Annotated in this window: 12 protein-coding genes; 4 read left to right on the forward strand and 8 right to left on the reverse strand. The window is 65.1% G+C overall.

The features are described from left to right. The first annotated feature begins 1 nt into the window (after position 1). On the forward strand, positions 2–862 hold the full coding sequence (locus tag ABIB66_RS28515) for an alpha/beta fold hydrolase (RefSeq protein ID WP_354256322.1): 861 nt from the start codon (positions 2–4) through the stop codon (positions 860–862). Here ABIB66_RS28515 and ABIB66_RS28520 read toward each other — a convergent pair. The 3 genes from ABIB66_RS28520 to ABIB66_RS28530 all read right to left on the reverse strand — a co-directional run bounded on the left by ABIB66_RS28520 (position 859) and on the right by ABIB66_RS28530 (position 5,571). Continuing rightward, on the reverse strand, positions 859–1,743 hold the full coding sequence (locus tag ABIB66_RS28520) for a 4-(cytidine 5'-diphospho)-2-C-methyl-D-erythritol kinase (RefSeq protein WP_354209092.1): 885 nt from the start codon (positions 1,741–1,743) through the stop codon (positions 859–861). The genes ABIB66_RS28515 and ABIB66_RS28520 overlap by 4 nt on opposite strands. A 28-nt stretch (positions 1,744–1,771) precedes the next feature. Continuing rightward, entirely contained in the window at positions 1,772–3,574 is a 1,803-nt protein-coding gene (locus ABIB66_RS28525; protein WP_354057208.1) for a tetratricopeptide repeat protein, read from the reverse strand. A 335-nt stretch (positions 3,575–3,909) separates the two neighbouring features. Beyond that, entirely contained in the window at positions 3,910–5,571 is a 1,662-nt protein-coding gene (locus ABIB66_RS28530; protein WP_275171588.1) for an electron transfer flavoprotein-ubiquinone oxidoreductase, read from the reverse strand. A 136-nt stretch (positions 5,572–5,707) separates the two neighbouring features. Between ABIB66_RS28530 and ABIB66_RS28535 the strand changes: the two genes are divergently transcribed. Further along, entirely contained in the window at positions 5,708–6,517 is an 810-nt protein-coding gene (locus ABIB66_RS28535; RefSeq protein WP_354209093.1) for a uracil-DNA glycosylase, read from the forward strand. Between the two features lie 124 nt (positions 6,518–6,641). On the opposite strand, the gene ABIB66_RS28540 is transcribed toward ABIB66_RS28535, so the two are convergent. The 4 genes from ABIB66_RS28540 to ABIB66_RS28555 all read right to left on the reverse strand — a co-directional run bounded on the left by ABIB66_RS28540 (position 6,642) and on the right by ABIB66_RS28555 (position 10,827). Further along, positions 6,642–8,150 carry a glycosyltransferase family 39 protein gene (locus ABIB66_RS28540; RefSeq protein WP_354209094.1) on the reverse strand — a complete coding sequence of 503 codons (1,509 nt, stop codon included), beginning with the start codon at positions 8,148–8,150 and terminating at the stop codon, positions 6,642–6,644. Positions 8,151–8,248: 98 nt separating this feature from the next. Then, on the reverse strand, positions 8,249–9,106 hold the full coding sequence (gene rnhB / locus ABIB66_RS28545; RefSeq protein WP_354057213.1) for a ribonuclease HII: 858 nt from the start codon (positions 9,104–9,106) through the stop codon (positions 8,249–8,251). A 77-nt stretch (positions 9,107–9,183) separates the two neighbouring features. Continuing rightward, a complete protein-coding gene (locus ABIB66_RS28550; RefSeq protein ID WP_354057215.1) occupies positions 9,184–9,639 on the reverse strand; it encodes a VOC family protein in 456 nt (151 codons plus the stop codon). Positions 9,640–9,663: 24 nt separating this feature from the next. Then, positions 9,664–10,827 (reverse strand): PA0069 family radical SAM protein, encoded by a 1,164-nt coding sequence (locus ABIB66_RS28555; protein WP_354057217.1) that lies wholly within the window; start codon positions 10,825–10,827, stop codon positions 9,664–9,666. A 211-nt stretch (positions 10,828–11,038) separates the two neighbouring features. Between ABIB66_RS28555 and ABIB66_RS28560 the strand changes: the two genes are divergently transcribed. Together ABIB66_RS28560 and ABIB66_RS28565 are read left to right on the forward strand one after the other, a co-directional pair. After that, on the forward strand, positions 11,039–13,453 hold the full coding sequence (locus tag ABIB66_RS28560; RefSeq protein ID WP_354209096.1) for a phosphoketolase family protein: 2,415 nt from the start codon (positions 11,039–11,041) through the stop codon (positions 13,451–13,453). 8 nt (positions 13,454–13,461) lie between these two features. Continuing rightward, the gene (locus tag ABIB66_RS28565) at positions 13,462–14,649 is read left to right on the forward strand and encodes an acetate/propionate family kinase (RefSeq protein ID WP_354057221.1); all 1,188 of its coding nucleotides are present in this window, start codon (positions 13,462–13,464) and stop codon (positions 14,647–14,649) included. Positions 14,650–14,883: 234 nt separating this feature from the next. Here ABIB66_RS28565 and ABIB66_RS28570 read toward each other — a convergent pair whose 3' ends face one another. Further along, the gene (locus ABIB66_RS28570; protein ID WP_354057223.1) at positions 14,884–15,723 is read right to left on the reverse strand and encodes an RMD1 family protein; all 840 of its coding nucleotides are present in this window, start codon (positions 15,721–15,723) and stop codon (positions 14,884–14,886) included. Positions 15,724–15,937 lie beyond the last annotated feature (214 nt).

Raw genomic sequence — 15,937 nt, forward strand, 5'->3', positions numbered from 1 at the left:
CATGCTCGCTCCGCAAAGCCGCAGTTACGAGTCTCACGGCCTGCGGCTGCACTATGCCGACTGGGGCAACGACGGCGCGCCTGTCGCCATCCTGGTTCACGGCGGCCGCGATCACTGCCGGAGCTGGGACGTCATCGCCCGGTCGCTGCAGCCGCATTTTCACGTGCTCGCACCCGACCTGCGCGGTCACGGCGATTCCGACTGGACAAAAGGCGGCAGCTACGCGCTGACGGAGTATGTGTACGACCTCGCCCAGCTCGTCCGTGCCATCGCAGCACCTCAAGTCACTCTCATCGGCCATTCCATGGGCGGCATGGTCAGCCTCATCTTTACAGGGGCATTCCCCGAACAGGTCTCGAAGCTGGTCGTGCTCGACGGCGTGACGATGTTGCCGGATACACCAAAACCGCCGGTGCATGAGCGCATCGGCAAATGGGTCGGCCAGCTCGACAAGCTGCACGACCGCGCACCGCGCCGCTATTCGACCCTCGAAGACGCTGCGGCGCAGATGGTGCTTCACAATAAGCGGCTGTCCCGCGACCTCGCGCTGCATCTCGCCACCCACGGCGCGCGGCAGAACGAGGACGGCACCTATAGCTGGAAGTTCGATCCCTACCAGCGCGCCTCTGCGCCGCACCGGCTCTGGCCGGACGATCACATCGGGCTGTGGTCGCGCATCACCTGTCCGACGCTGCTCTTGAATGCCGGCGAAAGCTTTCTGGCTGGCGCGAGGGCCGCGGGCCTGGAGCGCTACTTCCCGCAGGCGCGCGTCGAGACCATCGCCGGGGCCGGACACTGGCTGCAACATGACAAGCCGCAGGAGGTGTTGAGTGAGATCCGGGAGTTTCTCTCGCTGGCCTAGCTCAACGTCCCCGAATGCACCCACCAGCCGGAATGATCCCTGCGGATCTTCTCAGCGGCGGCATGCGCCTCGGCAGATGCGCCACAGATCGCAAAGCACGTCGCACCCGAGCCGGACATGCGGGCAAGCTTGACGCCGGCGGAGCCACGCAAGGCTTCCAGCACGTCCCCAATCACCGGCTCGATGCGCATCGCAGGCGCTTCGAGGTCGTTGGCGACGGCCTTGAGCGAGTCGACCCAATCGTCAATGGAGGCGCCCTCGCCCGGCCAGGCCGGGGCGTCGAAGACGGACGTGGCGCCGACCAGAAGCTCGCCGTTGCGCAGGCCCAGCGCCTGGAACACATCCTTGGTCGCGACCGGCACGCGCGGGTTGACCATCACGCAGGGCATGCTCGGCAGCATCAAGGGCAGCAGCTGCTCGCCGACACCGGTCATGTCGCAGGCGCGCGAGAACAGACACACCGGCACGTCGGCACCGGTCGCAAGCGCAACCTTCTGCAGCCGCGGGTCGTCGAGTTCCAGATTGTTGAGACGCGCCAGCAACCGCAGCGCCGCCGCGGCGTCGGCCGAGCCGCCGCCGATACCGGCCGCAACCGGGAGCACCTTGTCGAGCGCGAAGGCGCCCAGCTTCAGGTTCGGGACGGCTTCGGCCAGGAGCTTGGCCGCCTTGAACACGAGGTTGTCGGCCATATCGCCGCAGGCCGCCGCAAGCGGCCCCGTCGTGGTGAGCTTCAGCTCGCCGCCGGGCTCCAGTGTGAGCCGGTCGGCGCAGTCGGCAAAGGCGACGACGCTTTCGAGATCATGATAGCCATCGGTACGACGGCCGACCACACGAAGGCTCAGATTGACCTTCGCGCGCCCTTCTTCAATCAACGCCGGCATTGACGACACGCCCCCAACTTCAACTCACTCAGCCGCCCTTGCCGTCGTCCTTCTTCTTCTCCTTCTCCGCCTGCGCAGCCGAGGAGTTCGAATTGTCGTCGGTCATACCGTTTGCAATCTTGGCCTCGATCTTCGGAAGCTCATCCGCTTCGGGCTTGAGATCGCGGGCGTGGGCCCACTGGAACTTGGCTTCCAGCGTGCGGCCGACGCGCCAATAGGCATCGCCAAGGTGGTCGTTGATGGTGGGATCCTCGGGCTTGAGGTCAATGGCGCGCTCGAGGTTCTTCACCGCGTCTTCGTAATTGCCGATGCGGTAATAGGCCCAGCCGAGGGAATCGACGATGTAGCCGTCATCCGGGCGCTGCTCGACCGCCCGCTTGATCATCTTCATGCCTTCGTCGAGATTGATGCCCTGGTCGATCCAGGAATAGCCGAGATAGTTGAGGACGTGCGGTTGGTCGGGCTGCAGCTCGAGCGCCTTCTTCATGTCGGCTTCGGCCTTGCCCCACTGCTTGGAGCGCTCCTCGCAGATGCCACGATAATAGTACCAGACGCTGTTGGCCTTGTCGTTGCCGGCCGGCAGCACGTCGACGCCTTGCGAATAGGTTGCGCCGCATTCGCCAAACTTCTTGCGGCCGCGCTCGATGTTGCCGAGCGCCATGATCGCTTCGAGATCCTTCGAGTCCTCAGTGGTGACGCCCTTGAGGATCTTGATCGCCTCGTCGGTGCGGTCGGCGGAATCCAGATCGATGGCGAGCTGGATCTGGGCGTTGCGCTTGAGCGGCGAGGACGACGGCACCCGCTCATAGACCTTGATCGCCATCTGCGGCCGCTTCACCGATTCATAGAGATCGGCGAGCGAGAGCAGCGCCAGGGGATGGGTGGGTTGGAGGTAGAGCGAGAGCTGGAGATAGACCAGCGCCAGATCCTCGCCGCCGCGGCGGGTCAACGTGGCGCCGATGCCGTAGAGTGCTTCTGCGGCGCCGGCTTGCGCGCTATCGGCCAGCGGCGGCATCTTTTTGCCGGCCTTGGTGTCGCGCAACCCTTCCACGATCAGCGGATGGCGGGCGAGCTTCTTGTCGAAAGCCTGGTAGACCGTGGTCGCGGCGGCCGAGTCCTTGTTGCGCGACAGCCAGCGCGCATAGGCCTCGGTGACGCGCAGCATGGAATCGTCGAGCTTGTAGGCACGCTCGAACCGGGTGCCCGCGTCTTTCTCCTTGCCGGCGAGTTCGAGGATCATGCCGGCGTGGAGGTCTTTGAACAGCGGATACCATTCCGGACCGGCCAGCTTGTCGATGGTGGCGACGCCGCCCTTGGCATCGCCCGCACCATAGGCGGCCCAGCCCGACAGCAGCGTGGCGACGAGATCGGTGATCGGACCGCGGATCGACTGGTTGATGTTGGTCTGCGCGGCCGCATACTTCTTGAACTTGAGATCGTGCACGCCGACGACGAGGCGTGCAACGCGGTTGGTCTTGTCGATGGTCAGGATGCGCTCGGCGAGCTTGACGGCCTCATCGATGTCGCCGTCTGCAACCGAGGAGATGAAAGCGCGGTCAAGCAGCTCGTTGTTCTTGGGATCGGTGCGCAGGGCCGAGCGATAGAACGCGGCGGCAGAGGCCGCATCGCGCTCGACGCTGGCGTGGCGGGCGGCGAGATAGCTGCCGGAAGTGGTCAGCGCCTTCAGATCGTTTCGGGTCGGAAACTGCGCCGCCGTGTCGGACGGATGGTCCGGCGTCTGCGCCAGGACCGCGCCGGGGACCGTCGCGATCGCTGAGCCCATGAGGGCAATGGCGGCAACAGTCCAACGGTTGAAACGATTTGAAAGCATCAGGGCTCGCCTTGAGTTGGTAGTGCCTGGGTTTGCAGAAGGCCGTATCGCATGCGAACGCGGCCGGTGGCATGGGGACCCGGAACTGTCGGGCCGACAATGCCGCTTTTGGCGCTTCACCGCAAGGATTCGGGCCGGGCGATCGCCTCCGCACGCCCCAAATCGGCCAAGTCACCGGTCAAGAGCGCCCCAAGACGCCGCCAGTATGGCCTTATCGTGACCACGGACCGCGACCGCGGCCGGGTTCTCACGCGAACGTGCGTCATAGGGCCAATGTCACGCAATATTGGTCACATTGGGCTTGGGTCACATGGATCGTGGCTTGCTGACCCCGCCTACATCGCCTCGTAGTTTGGACCGCCGCCGCCCTCCGGGGGAACCCAGGTGATGTTGCCGTTGGGATCCTTCACGTCGCAGGTTTTGCAGTGGACGCAGTTCTGGGCGTTGATCTGGAAGCGCGGGCCCGAACCTTCCTCGATCCACTCATAGACGCCGGCCGGGCAATAACGATTCGAGGGACCGGCGAACACGTCGTGCTCGGAGGTTTTCTGGAGGTTCATGTCCGTGACCTTGAGATGGACCGGTTGATCCTCCTCATGATTGGTATTGGACAGGAACACCGACGAAAGCTTGTCGAAGGAGATCTTGCCGTCCGGCTTCGGGTAGGCCCTCGGCGCGTGGGTCTTGGCCGGATCGAGCGTCGCGCGATCGGGCTTCGCATGCGACTGGGTGCCAAACAGCGAGCCGCCGAACAGCGTGTTGCACCACATGTCGAAGCCGCCGAGCGCAACGCCGAGCACCGTGCCGAACTTCGACCACAGCGGCTTGACGTTGCGGACCAGGAACAAATCCTTGCCGACCGAGGAGGAGCGCCAGGCATTCTCGTAGTCGACGATCTCGTCATTGGCGCGATCGGCGGCAATGGCTGACGCAACGTGCTCGGCGGCGAGCATGCCCGTGCCCATCGCGTTGTGCACGCCCTTGATGCGGGGAACGTTGACGAAGCCGGCCGCGCAGCCGATCAGCGCGCCGCCGGGGAAGCTGAGTTTCGGCACCGACTGATAGCCGCCCTCGGTGATGGCGCGTGCGCCATAAGCGAGCCGCTTGGCACCTTCGAAGGTGGAGCGGATCGACGGATGGGTCTTGAAACGCTGGAACTCGTCGAACGGCGACAGATACGGATCGTCGTAGTTGAGATGCACGACGAAGCCGACGGCAACGAGGTTGTCGTCGTAGTGATAGAGGAACGAGCCTCCGCCGGTCTTCAGATCGAGTGGCCAGCCGAACGAATGCTGGATCATGCCCTTCTGGTGCTTGGCGGGATCGATCTGCCAGACTTCCTTGAGCCCGATGCCGAACTTCGCAGGCTCGCTCTTGGTATCCAGCGCGAACTTCGCGATGAGCTGCTTGGTCAGGCTGCCGCGCGCGCCTTCCGCGAACAGCGTGTACTTGCCAAGCAATTCCATGCCACGGGTAAAGGAGTCCTTCGGCTTGCCGTCCCGGCCGATGCCCATGTCGCCGGTGGCGATGCCCTTCACCGCGCCCTGCTCGTCATAGAGCACTTCGGCGGCGGCAAAGCCCGGATAGATCTCGACGCCGAGCGCCTCTGCCTTGCGCGCGAGCCAGCGGCAGACATTGCCGAGCGAGCCGATATAGCAGTGATGGTTGTCCATCAGAGGCGGCATGATGAAGTTCGGCAGCCTGATCGCACCGCCGCCCGTCATCCAGTAGAAGCGATCGTCCTTGACCTGCGTCTTGAGCGGACAATCGGAATCCTCGCGCCAGTCCGGGATCAGCTTGTCGAGCCCGGCCGGGTCGATCACGGCGCCGGAGAGAATATGCGCACCGACCTCGGAGCCCTTTTCCACCACGACGACATTGAGATCGGCATTGATCTGCTTCAGCCGGATCGCCGCAGCCAGGCCCGAGGGGCCGGCGCCGACGATGACGACGTCGAATTCCATGGATTCGCGCGGGGGAAGTTCTTCGGTGCTCATCTGATCTCAGCCCTTGAGACGGTCCTTGGTCGATTGCGCCCTCTTGTTTCCGATTTTTCCGGGTAGGACAACCTCGGAATCGCGTTCCGCCGGGGTGCAAGGCGCTCCAAACTGATATAAAAGTCTGACTTTCCAAATGATCCCCGAACCCGCGCCCACCGTCCGAGAGCTTCTCGCCTTCTATCTGGAGGCGGGTGTCGATTGCGCGCTCGTGGAGGAACCGATTGACCGCCTGGCGGAAGTCGACGCCCCGCCTGCGGCCCCGCGCGCCGCACCTCCGCTCGAGGCGCCACGGCCGGTTGCGGCTCCCGCGGTCATCCGCGGCGAGGCGGCACCCGCGCCCGACATCGCGATCGCCTCGGCGCGCGAGGCCGCACGCACCGCGCCGACCTTGGAGGCGCTGCGCGAGTTGATGCAGAGCTTTGACGGCTGCGCGCTGAAGCACACAGCGACACGGTTGGTTTTCGCCGACGGTAATCCGCAGGCGCGCATCATGTTCGTCGGCGAGGCACCGGGCCGCGACGAGGACATCGAGGGGCTGCCCTTCGTCGGACGCAGCGGCAAGCTGCTCGATTTGATGATAGGAGCCATAGGCCTCAACCGCAGCACCGCCTACATCGCCAACGTGATCCCCTGGCGGCCGCCCGGCAATCGCACGCCGACGCCGCAGGAAACGCAAATCTGCCTGCCATTCATCCAGCGCCAGATCGAGCTGGTGAATCCGGATGTGCTGGTGACGCTCGGCAATCCCTCGACGCAGACGCTGCTGTCGACCCGCGAAGGCATCATGCGCACCCGCGGCCGCTGGTTCGACTACGAGACGGGCGCGCGCACCATCCGCGCGCTGCCGACCTTCCACCCGGCCTATCTGTTGCGCTCGCCGTCGTACAAGCGGCTGGCCTGGCAGGATCTGCGCGCGATCGCGAAGGCGCTGGCGGGCGCGTGAGGAGCCGTACGACCTCTCCCCGTCATTGCGAGCGCAGCGAAGCAATCCAGAATCTTTCCGCGGAGGGACTCTGGATTGCTTCGTCGCAAGCGCTCCTCGCAATGACGAGGGAAAGGGCGAGCGACTAAGTCCCCTTCGGCCGCACGATGGCCCAGCCGATGCGCAGGAGTTGCTGGCGTCCAGTCACCAGCCACTCGAAGGCGCGCGGGACTTCCGGGACGATGCCCGGAAAGCGCGCGAGGATGTCCGGCGGCGGGGTCCCGGCGGTATCGGAGGCCCGCCAGACCACGACGCCGCCGGTCTCGCTGAATTTGGCCTGATTGATCCAGGGCGTACGCGCGGGCTCGGCATCGATGAAGAGATGCGGCCGGCCGGAATGCAGCGTGATCAAGCTCGCAAGCTGGGTCTCGCCGGCGACTGCGCGCAGACGATGATTGGTGCGGCGGGCAAAGCTCTCGTCGAAGAAGTCCGAAATCGCGCGCGCCGGCATCGAGGTCGCGATCTCGTTGGCACCGGTCCACGGCAGGAGCAGGACGGCGAGCACGACGCCGATTGCGGGCGCGATGACGGCGGCCGCCCAGACCATCCGCAGCATTCTCGCGCGGCGCATCGCGATGAGGTCGCCGGCCCCCACGACCACGGCAAGCCCCGACAAGACCAGCACGACGCCGGCGCCGCCGACGACGGCGTCGAGGCCCAGCAGACCGGAGATCAGCACCGCGCCAAGCGCCGGCGCGAGTGCGAAGAAATAGACGAAATTGCGCGCGAGCGGCTCGACCGGCGGGCGGAAGATGATCGGCGCCTCCTCGCTCTTGGGAACGAACAAGCCGGTGTTGAGGACCGTCAGCGCCGGGATCGCCGCCGCACCGAGCAGGAGTCCCCCGAGCAGCCAGGCCGCGTGCAGTGCGCGGGCATTGAGCTCGGCAACCTGCGGCAAGGCCGGCAAGACGAGTGCCTCGGCCCGCATCAGCCACACCGCATAGGGCAAAGCCAGCACCGCGACGACCACCAGCGCAAATAGCGGGTCGAATGCGCGCAATGTACGGCGGCCACCCGCGGTGGCGAGCGCGAAGACGACGATCAGGGGCAGCAGGAAGATCGCAGCCGGCGTCGTCAGCAGCAAGAGGCCGGCCTCGATCGACCAGGCGAACCAGGCGTTGCCGCGGCGCTGGCCGATGATCTGCCAGGAGTGCAGCAGCAGCAACGCCCAGAGTGGCCGCGCCAGCACCAGGGGGCTGAAGTCGAGTGTGGGCGAGGAGAAGGCCAGCAGCGTCATGGTCAGCAGCACGGCCAGCACTGCCTGCTGGGGGCCGACCACCGCGCGGGAGAGATGATAGAGCGTGATGAGGGTCGCGATCCCGCAGAGCTCGGCCAGGACATAGACGCCGAACACGTGGCCGCCGGCGGCGCGATAGGCGATGTCGGCGAGCCAGACCGGCAAGGGCGGGCCCAAATCAGTGCCGACCTGGTATTCGCGGCCGAAGGCCAGCAGGGTCGCGAGGCTGCCGGGCGGGCTGCGATAAAACACCAGCGCCACGAACAGCCACATCGCGGCCTGGAGCAGCACGACGATCCAGACGATCAGCCGCGGCCGCGCGCGAATGAGCTCGATGACCAGGGAGGTAAACCGCATGCAACGTCCGAAAGATGCAGCCAACCCGTCAAGCCGGCCCTATTCGCTCACGACTGTTTTGATAAAGGGCGTGACGCGTCGTGGCAACCGAGTCTCGGCTAGAGATTGGCCGACGCGTCGACTTCCAAGCCCGTATCCACCTGCAGCTCGATCTCGGTCACCGCAAACAGATCCTGCGCCGGCTCGACCGTCCAGGGCATGTGCTTGGCGCGTGCGGCGGCGACAGGGGCAAAGAAGCTGCGGTGGTGGACGGTGGGGCCGAGGCGGTTGAGCGCATCAAGGTGCTCGGGCACGGCGTAGCCCTTGTGCTGCTCGAAACCGTAGCCGGGACAGTCCTGAGCCAGTGCGCACATCAGGCGGTCCCGCGTCACCTTGGCGATGATCGAGGCCGCTGCGATCGACAGGACGATGCCGTCGCCGCCGATCACGGCCTCGCAATCGCATTCCGTATCCAGCCGGTCGCGGCCGTCGACGAAGACATGCCGGGGCTGCTCGGGCAGCGCCACCACGGCGCGCTTCAGTGCCCACAGCGAGGCGCGCAGGATGTTATCGCGGTCGATGCGGGCGCGCGAGGCGACTGCCACCGAGACCTGGGCGGTGGCGCAGATCTTGTCGAACAGCCTTTCGCGCTCCTCGGCCGTCAGGCGCTTGGAATCATCGATGCCGCGCGGGATGCGGTCGGGATCGAGAATCACCGCCGCCGCCACCACAGGTCCGGCCAACGGCCCGCGGCCGGCCTCATCGCAGCCTGCCACCGGCCAGACGCCACGCTTGATCAGCGCGCGCTCGCGGCGGAAGCTTGGAGCAACGATGATGGCGCTCTTTGTGCCCGCCAGCGCCTTGGCCATTTTCTTGGGCGCAGCCTTGTCGTTCTTAGGCGCGGCCTTCTTGTTCTCAGGCGCAGCCTTCTTGGGCGCGTCTTTGGCCAGCTTCTTGGCGGATTGATCCCGAATCATGGCCGGGATCGTGCGCAAGCGGAATGGCCTGCGCAACCGGGAACCTCGGACAATTCCCGTTATTCAAGTCAGCCGCCCTATTCCGCCAGATGCACCCGCCGGTCCTCGCCGACCTCGATGCCGGGCGCGACCACGACTTCCCATGGATGGCCGTCAGGATCGGCGAAATAGCCGGAATAGCCGCCGTAATCGGTCTCATGCGCGGCCTTCAGCAGCGCGGCTCCCTCGCCGACGGCGAAAGCCAGCACCGCGTCCACCTCCTCACGCGCGCGGCAGTTCCATGCGAGCGTCATGCCGCGGAACGTCGATGGCCTCGGGTGATCAGGCAATTTGGCGTCGACCGCGAGCTGATCCCACGGAAACAGCGCGAGCACCGGACCGCCAGTATCATAGAACGCAACGGCCTCACCGGTCACCTTCAGCCGGCGCGAGAAACCGAGCGCGTCGTAAAAGGCAATGCTGGCGCGGATGTCGTTCACGCCCAGCGTGATGACGGTGAGCCGCGGGATTGGAGCTGCCAGTTCCTGACTCATACGACGCCTCTTCCACTTCGTCCCTCAGAACAGGCTGAGCTGATCGCCGTTCCGCTTCGGCTTGGCAAAATGATCCGTCGTCAGCTTGGGGCGCCGCTTGTTCAGCCCGAGCCTGTCGCAGGCGATCTCGAAGCGGCGACCGATGGTCCAGGCCATCGGGCCGGTCCCCTTCATGCGCTCGCCCCATTTCGCGTCGTAGTCACGGCCGCCGCGCATGTCGCGGATCAGTGTGAAGACGTGGCGATAGCGGTCCGGATAGTTCGCCATCAGCCATTCGCGAAAGAGATCGCGCACCTCGAGCGGCAACCGCAGCAACACGTAGGAGGCTTCCTTGACGCCGGCATGGGCGGCAGCATCCAGGATGCGCTCGATCTCGGAATCGTTCAGCGCGGGGATCACGGGCGCGACCATGACGGTGGTCGGAATGCCGGCCTCGGAAAGCTGCTTCAGCGCCTCCAGCCGCTTCGGCGGCGTTGACGCCCGTGGCTCCATTGTGCGCGCCAATTTCGGATCGAGCGAGGTCACGGAGATCCCGACCTTGGCGAGGTTGCGCTTGGCCATGCGCGCGAGAATGTCGATGTCGCGGGTCACCAGCGCCGACTTGGTGACGATCCCGACGGGATGGCCGGCGCGCTCCAGCACCTCCAGAATGCCGCGCATGATTTTGCGCTCGCGCTCGATCGGCTGATAGGGATCAGTGTTGGTGCCGATCGCGATCATCCGCGGCTCGTAGCCGGGCGCCGCAAGCTCCTTCTCGAGCAGCGCCGGCGCCTCGGGCTTTACAAACAGCTTCGATTCGAAGTCGAGCCCCGGCGACAGGCCGAGATAGGCATGCGTCGGCCGCGCGAAGCAATAGACGCAGCCGTGCTCGCAGCCGCGGTAGGGATTGATCGAGCGGTCGAAGCCTATGTCGGGAGAATCGTTGCGGGTGATCACTTTGCGCGAAGTGTCGACCGCGACCGTGGTCTTGAACGGCGGCAGTTCTTCAAGGCTCTGCCAGCCATCGTCGAAGGCGACGCGCGCCTCGGCCTCGAAGCGGCCGCTGGCGTTGGACTGCGCGCCCCGGCCTCGCCTGCGCTGGCGGTCGATGGCGACCGCCAGCTCAGGGAAGTCAGAAGGCGCACCCGCCGGCTCGGAGGGCGCCGTGACCGGCGGGTGCTTGAGAGCATGAGAGGATGCTGGACTCATGAAGCCAAGATAGCACGCCGCAGGAACAAATCAAGAACACAAACAAAAAACGTGAAAACAACCCCATGCACAGTAGAGCTGCCCAAACTTCGCGCGCTTGCTTTTGACCTCACGCAACAGTGGCGTCACGGCGATCCCGTTTGATGCTGCCGAAGGATCGATCTCGCCGGAACTCGGTTGGTGACGATCCCGGGTGAAGGTCGGCAGCAATATGACAAATCAACAACAATCGGCCGCCGCGAGCGGCGACCTCGATCTCCTCGATCGCTATTGGCGCGCCGCGAACTATCTCTCCGTCGGGCAAATCTACCTGCTCGACAACCCGCTGCTGCGCGAGCCGTTACGGCCCGAGCACATCAAGCCGCGTTTGCTCGGCCATTGGGGCACGACGCCCGGTTTGAACTTCATTTATGCCCATCTCAACCGCGTCATCCGTGCGCTGGATCTGAGCATGATCTATGTCTGCGGTCCCGGCCACGGCGGCCCCGGCATGGTCGCCAACACTTATCTCGAAGGCAGCTACAGCGAGATCTATCCCGATATCGCGCGCGATACCGACGGACTGCGCAAGCTGTTCAGGCAGTTCTCCTTCCCCGGCGGCATCCCCAGTCACGCGGCGCCGGAAACGCCGGGCTCGATCCACGAAGGCGGCGAGCTCGGTTACGCGCTGGTGCATGCCTATGGTGCGGCATTCGACAATCCCGACCTGATCGTCGCCTGTGTCGTCGGCGACGGCGAGGCCGAGACCGGCCCGCTCGCGGCGTCCTGGCATTCCAACAAATTCCTCAATCCTGCGCATGACGGCGCGGTGCTGCCGATCCTGCATCTCAATGGGTACAAGATTGCCAATCCGACCGTGCTTGGGCGGATGCGCGACGACGAGATCCGCGATCTCTTCCGCGGGCTCGGGCACGAGCCGCTGTTCGTCCAGGGCGACGATCCCAGATTGATGCACCAGATCATGGCGGACGCGCTCGACGTCGCGCTCGCCAGTATCCGGTCGATCCAGCAGCACGCCCGCGACGGCCGCAAGAGCGTCGAACGCCCGCGTTGGCCGATGATCGTGCTGCGCAGCCCGAAGGGCTGGACCGGCCCCAAGGAAGTCGACGGCAAGAAGGTCGAAGGTTTTTGGCGTGCGCATCAGGTGCCCGTCGCGAACTGTCGCGAGAACCCGGCGCATCTGAATATTCTCGAAGAGTGGATGCGCAGCTACGAGCCGGAAAAGCTGTTCGACGCGAACGGCGCGCTCATTGCCGAGCTCCAGGCGCTCGCGCCCGAAGGCCATCGCCGCATGGGCGCCAATCCACACGCCAATGGCGGCCTTCTGAAGAAGGAGCTGAAGCTGCCGGACTTCCGCAGCTTCGCCGTCGAGGTCGCTCAGCCGGGCGGCGTCGCGGCGGAGGCAACCCGCGAGCTCGGAAAATTCCTGCGCGACGTCATCCGCCTCAACGCCGAGGCCCGCAATTTCCGCATCATGGGCCCGGACGAAACCGCGTCAAACCGGCTCGATGCGGTGTTCGAGGCCACCGAACGCGTCTGGATGGAGCCGACAAAACCTTACGACGTGCATCTCGCCCAGGACGGACGCGTGATGGAAGTCCTGAGCGAGCATCTCTGTCAGGGCTGGTTAGAGGGCTATCTGCTCACCGGACGGCACGGCTTCTTCTCCTGCTACGAGGCGTTCATCCACATCGTGGATTCCATGTTCAACCAGCACGCCAAATGGCTGAAGGTGACGCGGCATCTGCCGTGGCGGCGCCCGATCGCCTCGCTCAACTACCTGCTCACCTCGCATGTCTGGCGTCAGGACCACAACGGCTTCAGCCATCAGGATCCCGGTTTCGTCGATCTCGTCGCCAACAAGAAGGCCGACATCGTTCGCATCTACTTCCCGCCGGACGCCAACACGCTGCTGTGGATCGCCGATCATTGCCTGCGCACCTATGACCGCATCAACGTCATCGTCGCCGGCAAGCAGCCGGCGCCGCAATGGCTGTCGATGCAGGAGGCAGCCACGCATTGCGATGCCGGCATCGGCATCTGGAGCTGGGCCGGCACCGAAGATGCGAATGGCGAGCCCGATGTCGTGATGGCCTGCGCCGGCGACGTGCCGACACTGGAGACGCTCGCCGCCGTCGACCTGCTGCGCAAGGCGCTGCCCGAGCTGAAGATCCGCGTTGTCAACGTCGTGGACCTCATGACGCTGCAACCCAGGGAGCAGCACCCGCACGGCTTGTCCGACCGCGACTTCGACGGCCTGTTCACCCGCGACAAGCCGGTGATCTTCGCCTATCACGGCTATCCCTATCTGATCCACCGGCTGACCTATAACCGCACCAACCACGCCGGCATGCACGTGCGCGGCTTTGCCGAGGAAGGCACCACGACGACGCCGTTCGACATGGTCGTGCTCAACGAGCTCGACCGCTATCACCTCGCGATCGAGGCGATCGAGCGCGTGGCGGGGCTCGCGACCAAGGCGGCGCAGGTGAAGCAGCAATTCCGCGACAAGCTGATCGAGCATTCGCGCTATGTGCGCGAATACGGCGAGGACATGCCGGAAATCCAGGAATGGGTCTGGCAGAACAGCGCCGGCGGCAACACGCCGGCGGAGGCAGGCGATTGACGGCAGCCATGTTGAACACGGTTCTCGTTCTCAACTCGGGATCGTCGAGCATCAAATTCGGCCTGTTCGATATCTCGGCGGCCGAGCCCACCCTGCTCTGCAAGGGCCTGCTCGACGAGCACGAGACGAAGCCGCGGCTCGTCGTGAAGAGCCCCGCGGGCGAAGACCTGTTCGAGAAACGGCGGGAAGCATCGGATGCGGACAGCGATCATCTGTTCGCCGACGTGCTCGGCTTCATCGAGGATCGTTTCGGCGACCATCGCTTGGGCGCCGTCGGCCATCGCGTCGTCCATGGCGGTCCGGACTATTCCGCCCCAGTCGAGCTGACGGACGATGTCACCGCAAAACTTGAAGAGCTGACGCCGCTGGCGCCGCTGCACCAGCCGCGGTGTCTGGCGCCGGTCCGCACTATCAAGGCGATAAGGCCCGACCTGACGCAGATCGCCTGCTTCGACACCGCTTTCCACTACGGCATTGCGCCGCCCGCGAGCCGCTTCGCCATTCCGCGACGTTATGAAGAGCGCGGCGTCCGGCGCTACGGGTTTCATGGTCTCTCGTTCGAATATGTCGCGGGACGGCTCGCCCGAATCGCGCCGCAGCTCGTTGCGAAGCGCACCGTGATCGCGCATCTCGGCAACGGCGCGAGCCTGTGCGGCTTGCGCGACGGCCGCAGCATCGACACGACGATGGGACTGACGCCGCTCGATGGGCTGGTGATGGGCACGCGCTGCGGCAGGATCGACCCTGGCGTGCTGCTCTATCTGCAACAGCACGAGAAGATGTCGGTCGAAGACGTCCAGCACCTGCTCTATCACGAATCGGGCCTGCTCGGCGTCTCCCGCATCGCTTCGGACATGCGCACGCTGCTTGCGAGCAGCGAAGCTGCGGCACGGGAGGCGGTCGAGCTCTTCACCTTCCGCGCCGCGCAGGAGGTGGCGGCGATGGCGACGACGCTTGCCGGGCTGGACTGCCTGGTCTTCACCGGCGGCATCGGCGAGCATGCCGGGGAAATCCGCAGCGCGATCGGTGAGCGTCTCGACTGGCTCGGTGTGCGCATCGATCCCGCTGCGAATGATTCAGCGCGCGAGCGCATCAACCATGGCGATAGCGCAGTCGATGTTTTCGTCATTCCAACGAATGAGGAACTGATGATCGCACGACATTGTGCGGCGGTGCTGCGGGCCGTCAGCTCGTAATCAACGGCGTAGGATCGGCGTTGCTTCCCTTCTCCCCTTGCGGGAGAAGGTGGCGCGAAGCGCCGGATGAGGGGTTCTTTCGTCGCTCACGTATGCATGTGAGTATGCGGAGGAATACCCCCTCACGCCTGTGAGGTTGTGTCTCCTTGCGGTGCTGCCCTCTCCCGCAAGGGGCGAGGGCGCAGTCACGAGCATCTCGCTCGCGGGGTAAATTGATCCAGCGGCCCGCGTGTTCTAATGCGTCCCCGACCAAATCTGGAAACACCCGATCGCGACCTCGATCACGATCAGCACCACCACCGCGACCTCGAGGCGGAGCGAGCGCTGGGTGTCGATGATGTCGGTGAGCGCGTTGGCGGTCTCGGACACGGCGGTGAGCTTGCGCTCGAGCGTGTCGAGGCGCTCCTTCAGTTCGTACTCGTCTTCAAGGCGAGCATAGAGCCGGTCGAGTTCGGGTTTCTCCCAGAGCACGTCGGGTTTCTCGGCCACCGCAACACGGCCGGCCACGCGCTGCTGGACGAGAAGCGCATTGCCGATCAATTGCAGGATGCCCTTGCGCCGGGGCGGCGTGCGGCCCTGCTCGGCGAGCATGCGCGCAAACGGCTCGATCACGTCGAAGACCGCGGCGACGCGGCGCTCGTCACGCGCGAGCGAGGTGCTCTTGGCAAGCGCGTCCGCGATCAGCAGCAGCCGGTCGTCGGAGAATTTGGCGAGGCAGATCGGGCCTCCCGGCTGGATCGCCTCGGCGCTTTCGTCCTTGCAGAGTTGCGCATGCGCGATCTCCTCCTCGTAGGGGCTGAGCTCGCCGATCACGCGGGTCTTCAGGCTGTCGATCAGCACCTTCTCCTCCGATGGGAGGAGACCGATCAGCACCACGACGCCGTAGCGGAAAATGACCGCAAGGCCGGCATGAACGCGGAAGGCGGCCGGCGTCGAGGAGACGGTCGCCCCCATCTCGAGGCCGGAGGGATTGATGCGTTCGCCCAGCATCACGGCGCGGATCCGCAAGGCCGCCGCGCCGTCCGGCCTGGGCGATGTTGCCGGCGAGTTAACAGCAAGTTGATCGGCGTTCATTTCGAAGCCCTTGTCAGCAGCGTGATTGCACGTTCACGTTCTCGCGCTCGTCCGCTGGCGCATCCTCCCTTTGCAGGATTGCGAACGGCCCGCCCATCGCGCAATATCGCGGCTCCTCTGGATTAATACGGTCCAGGACAGCTGGCGCCGAAACATTCGGCAATATTGCCACCCCGCACGGGACATATTTGGATGCGATCGCTACAGCGGTTTA

Origin of the sequence: Bradyrhizobium sp. F1.13.3, from assembly GCF_040548265.1 — a bacterium.
Taxonomy (GTDB): Bacteria; Pseudomonadota; Alphaproteobacteria; order Rhizobiales; family Xanthobacteraceae; genus Bradyrhizobium.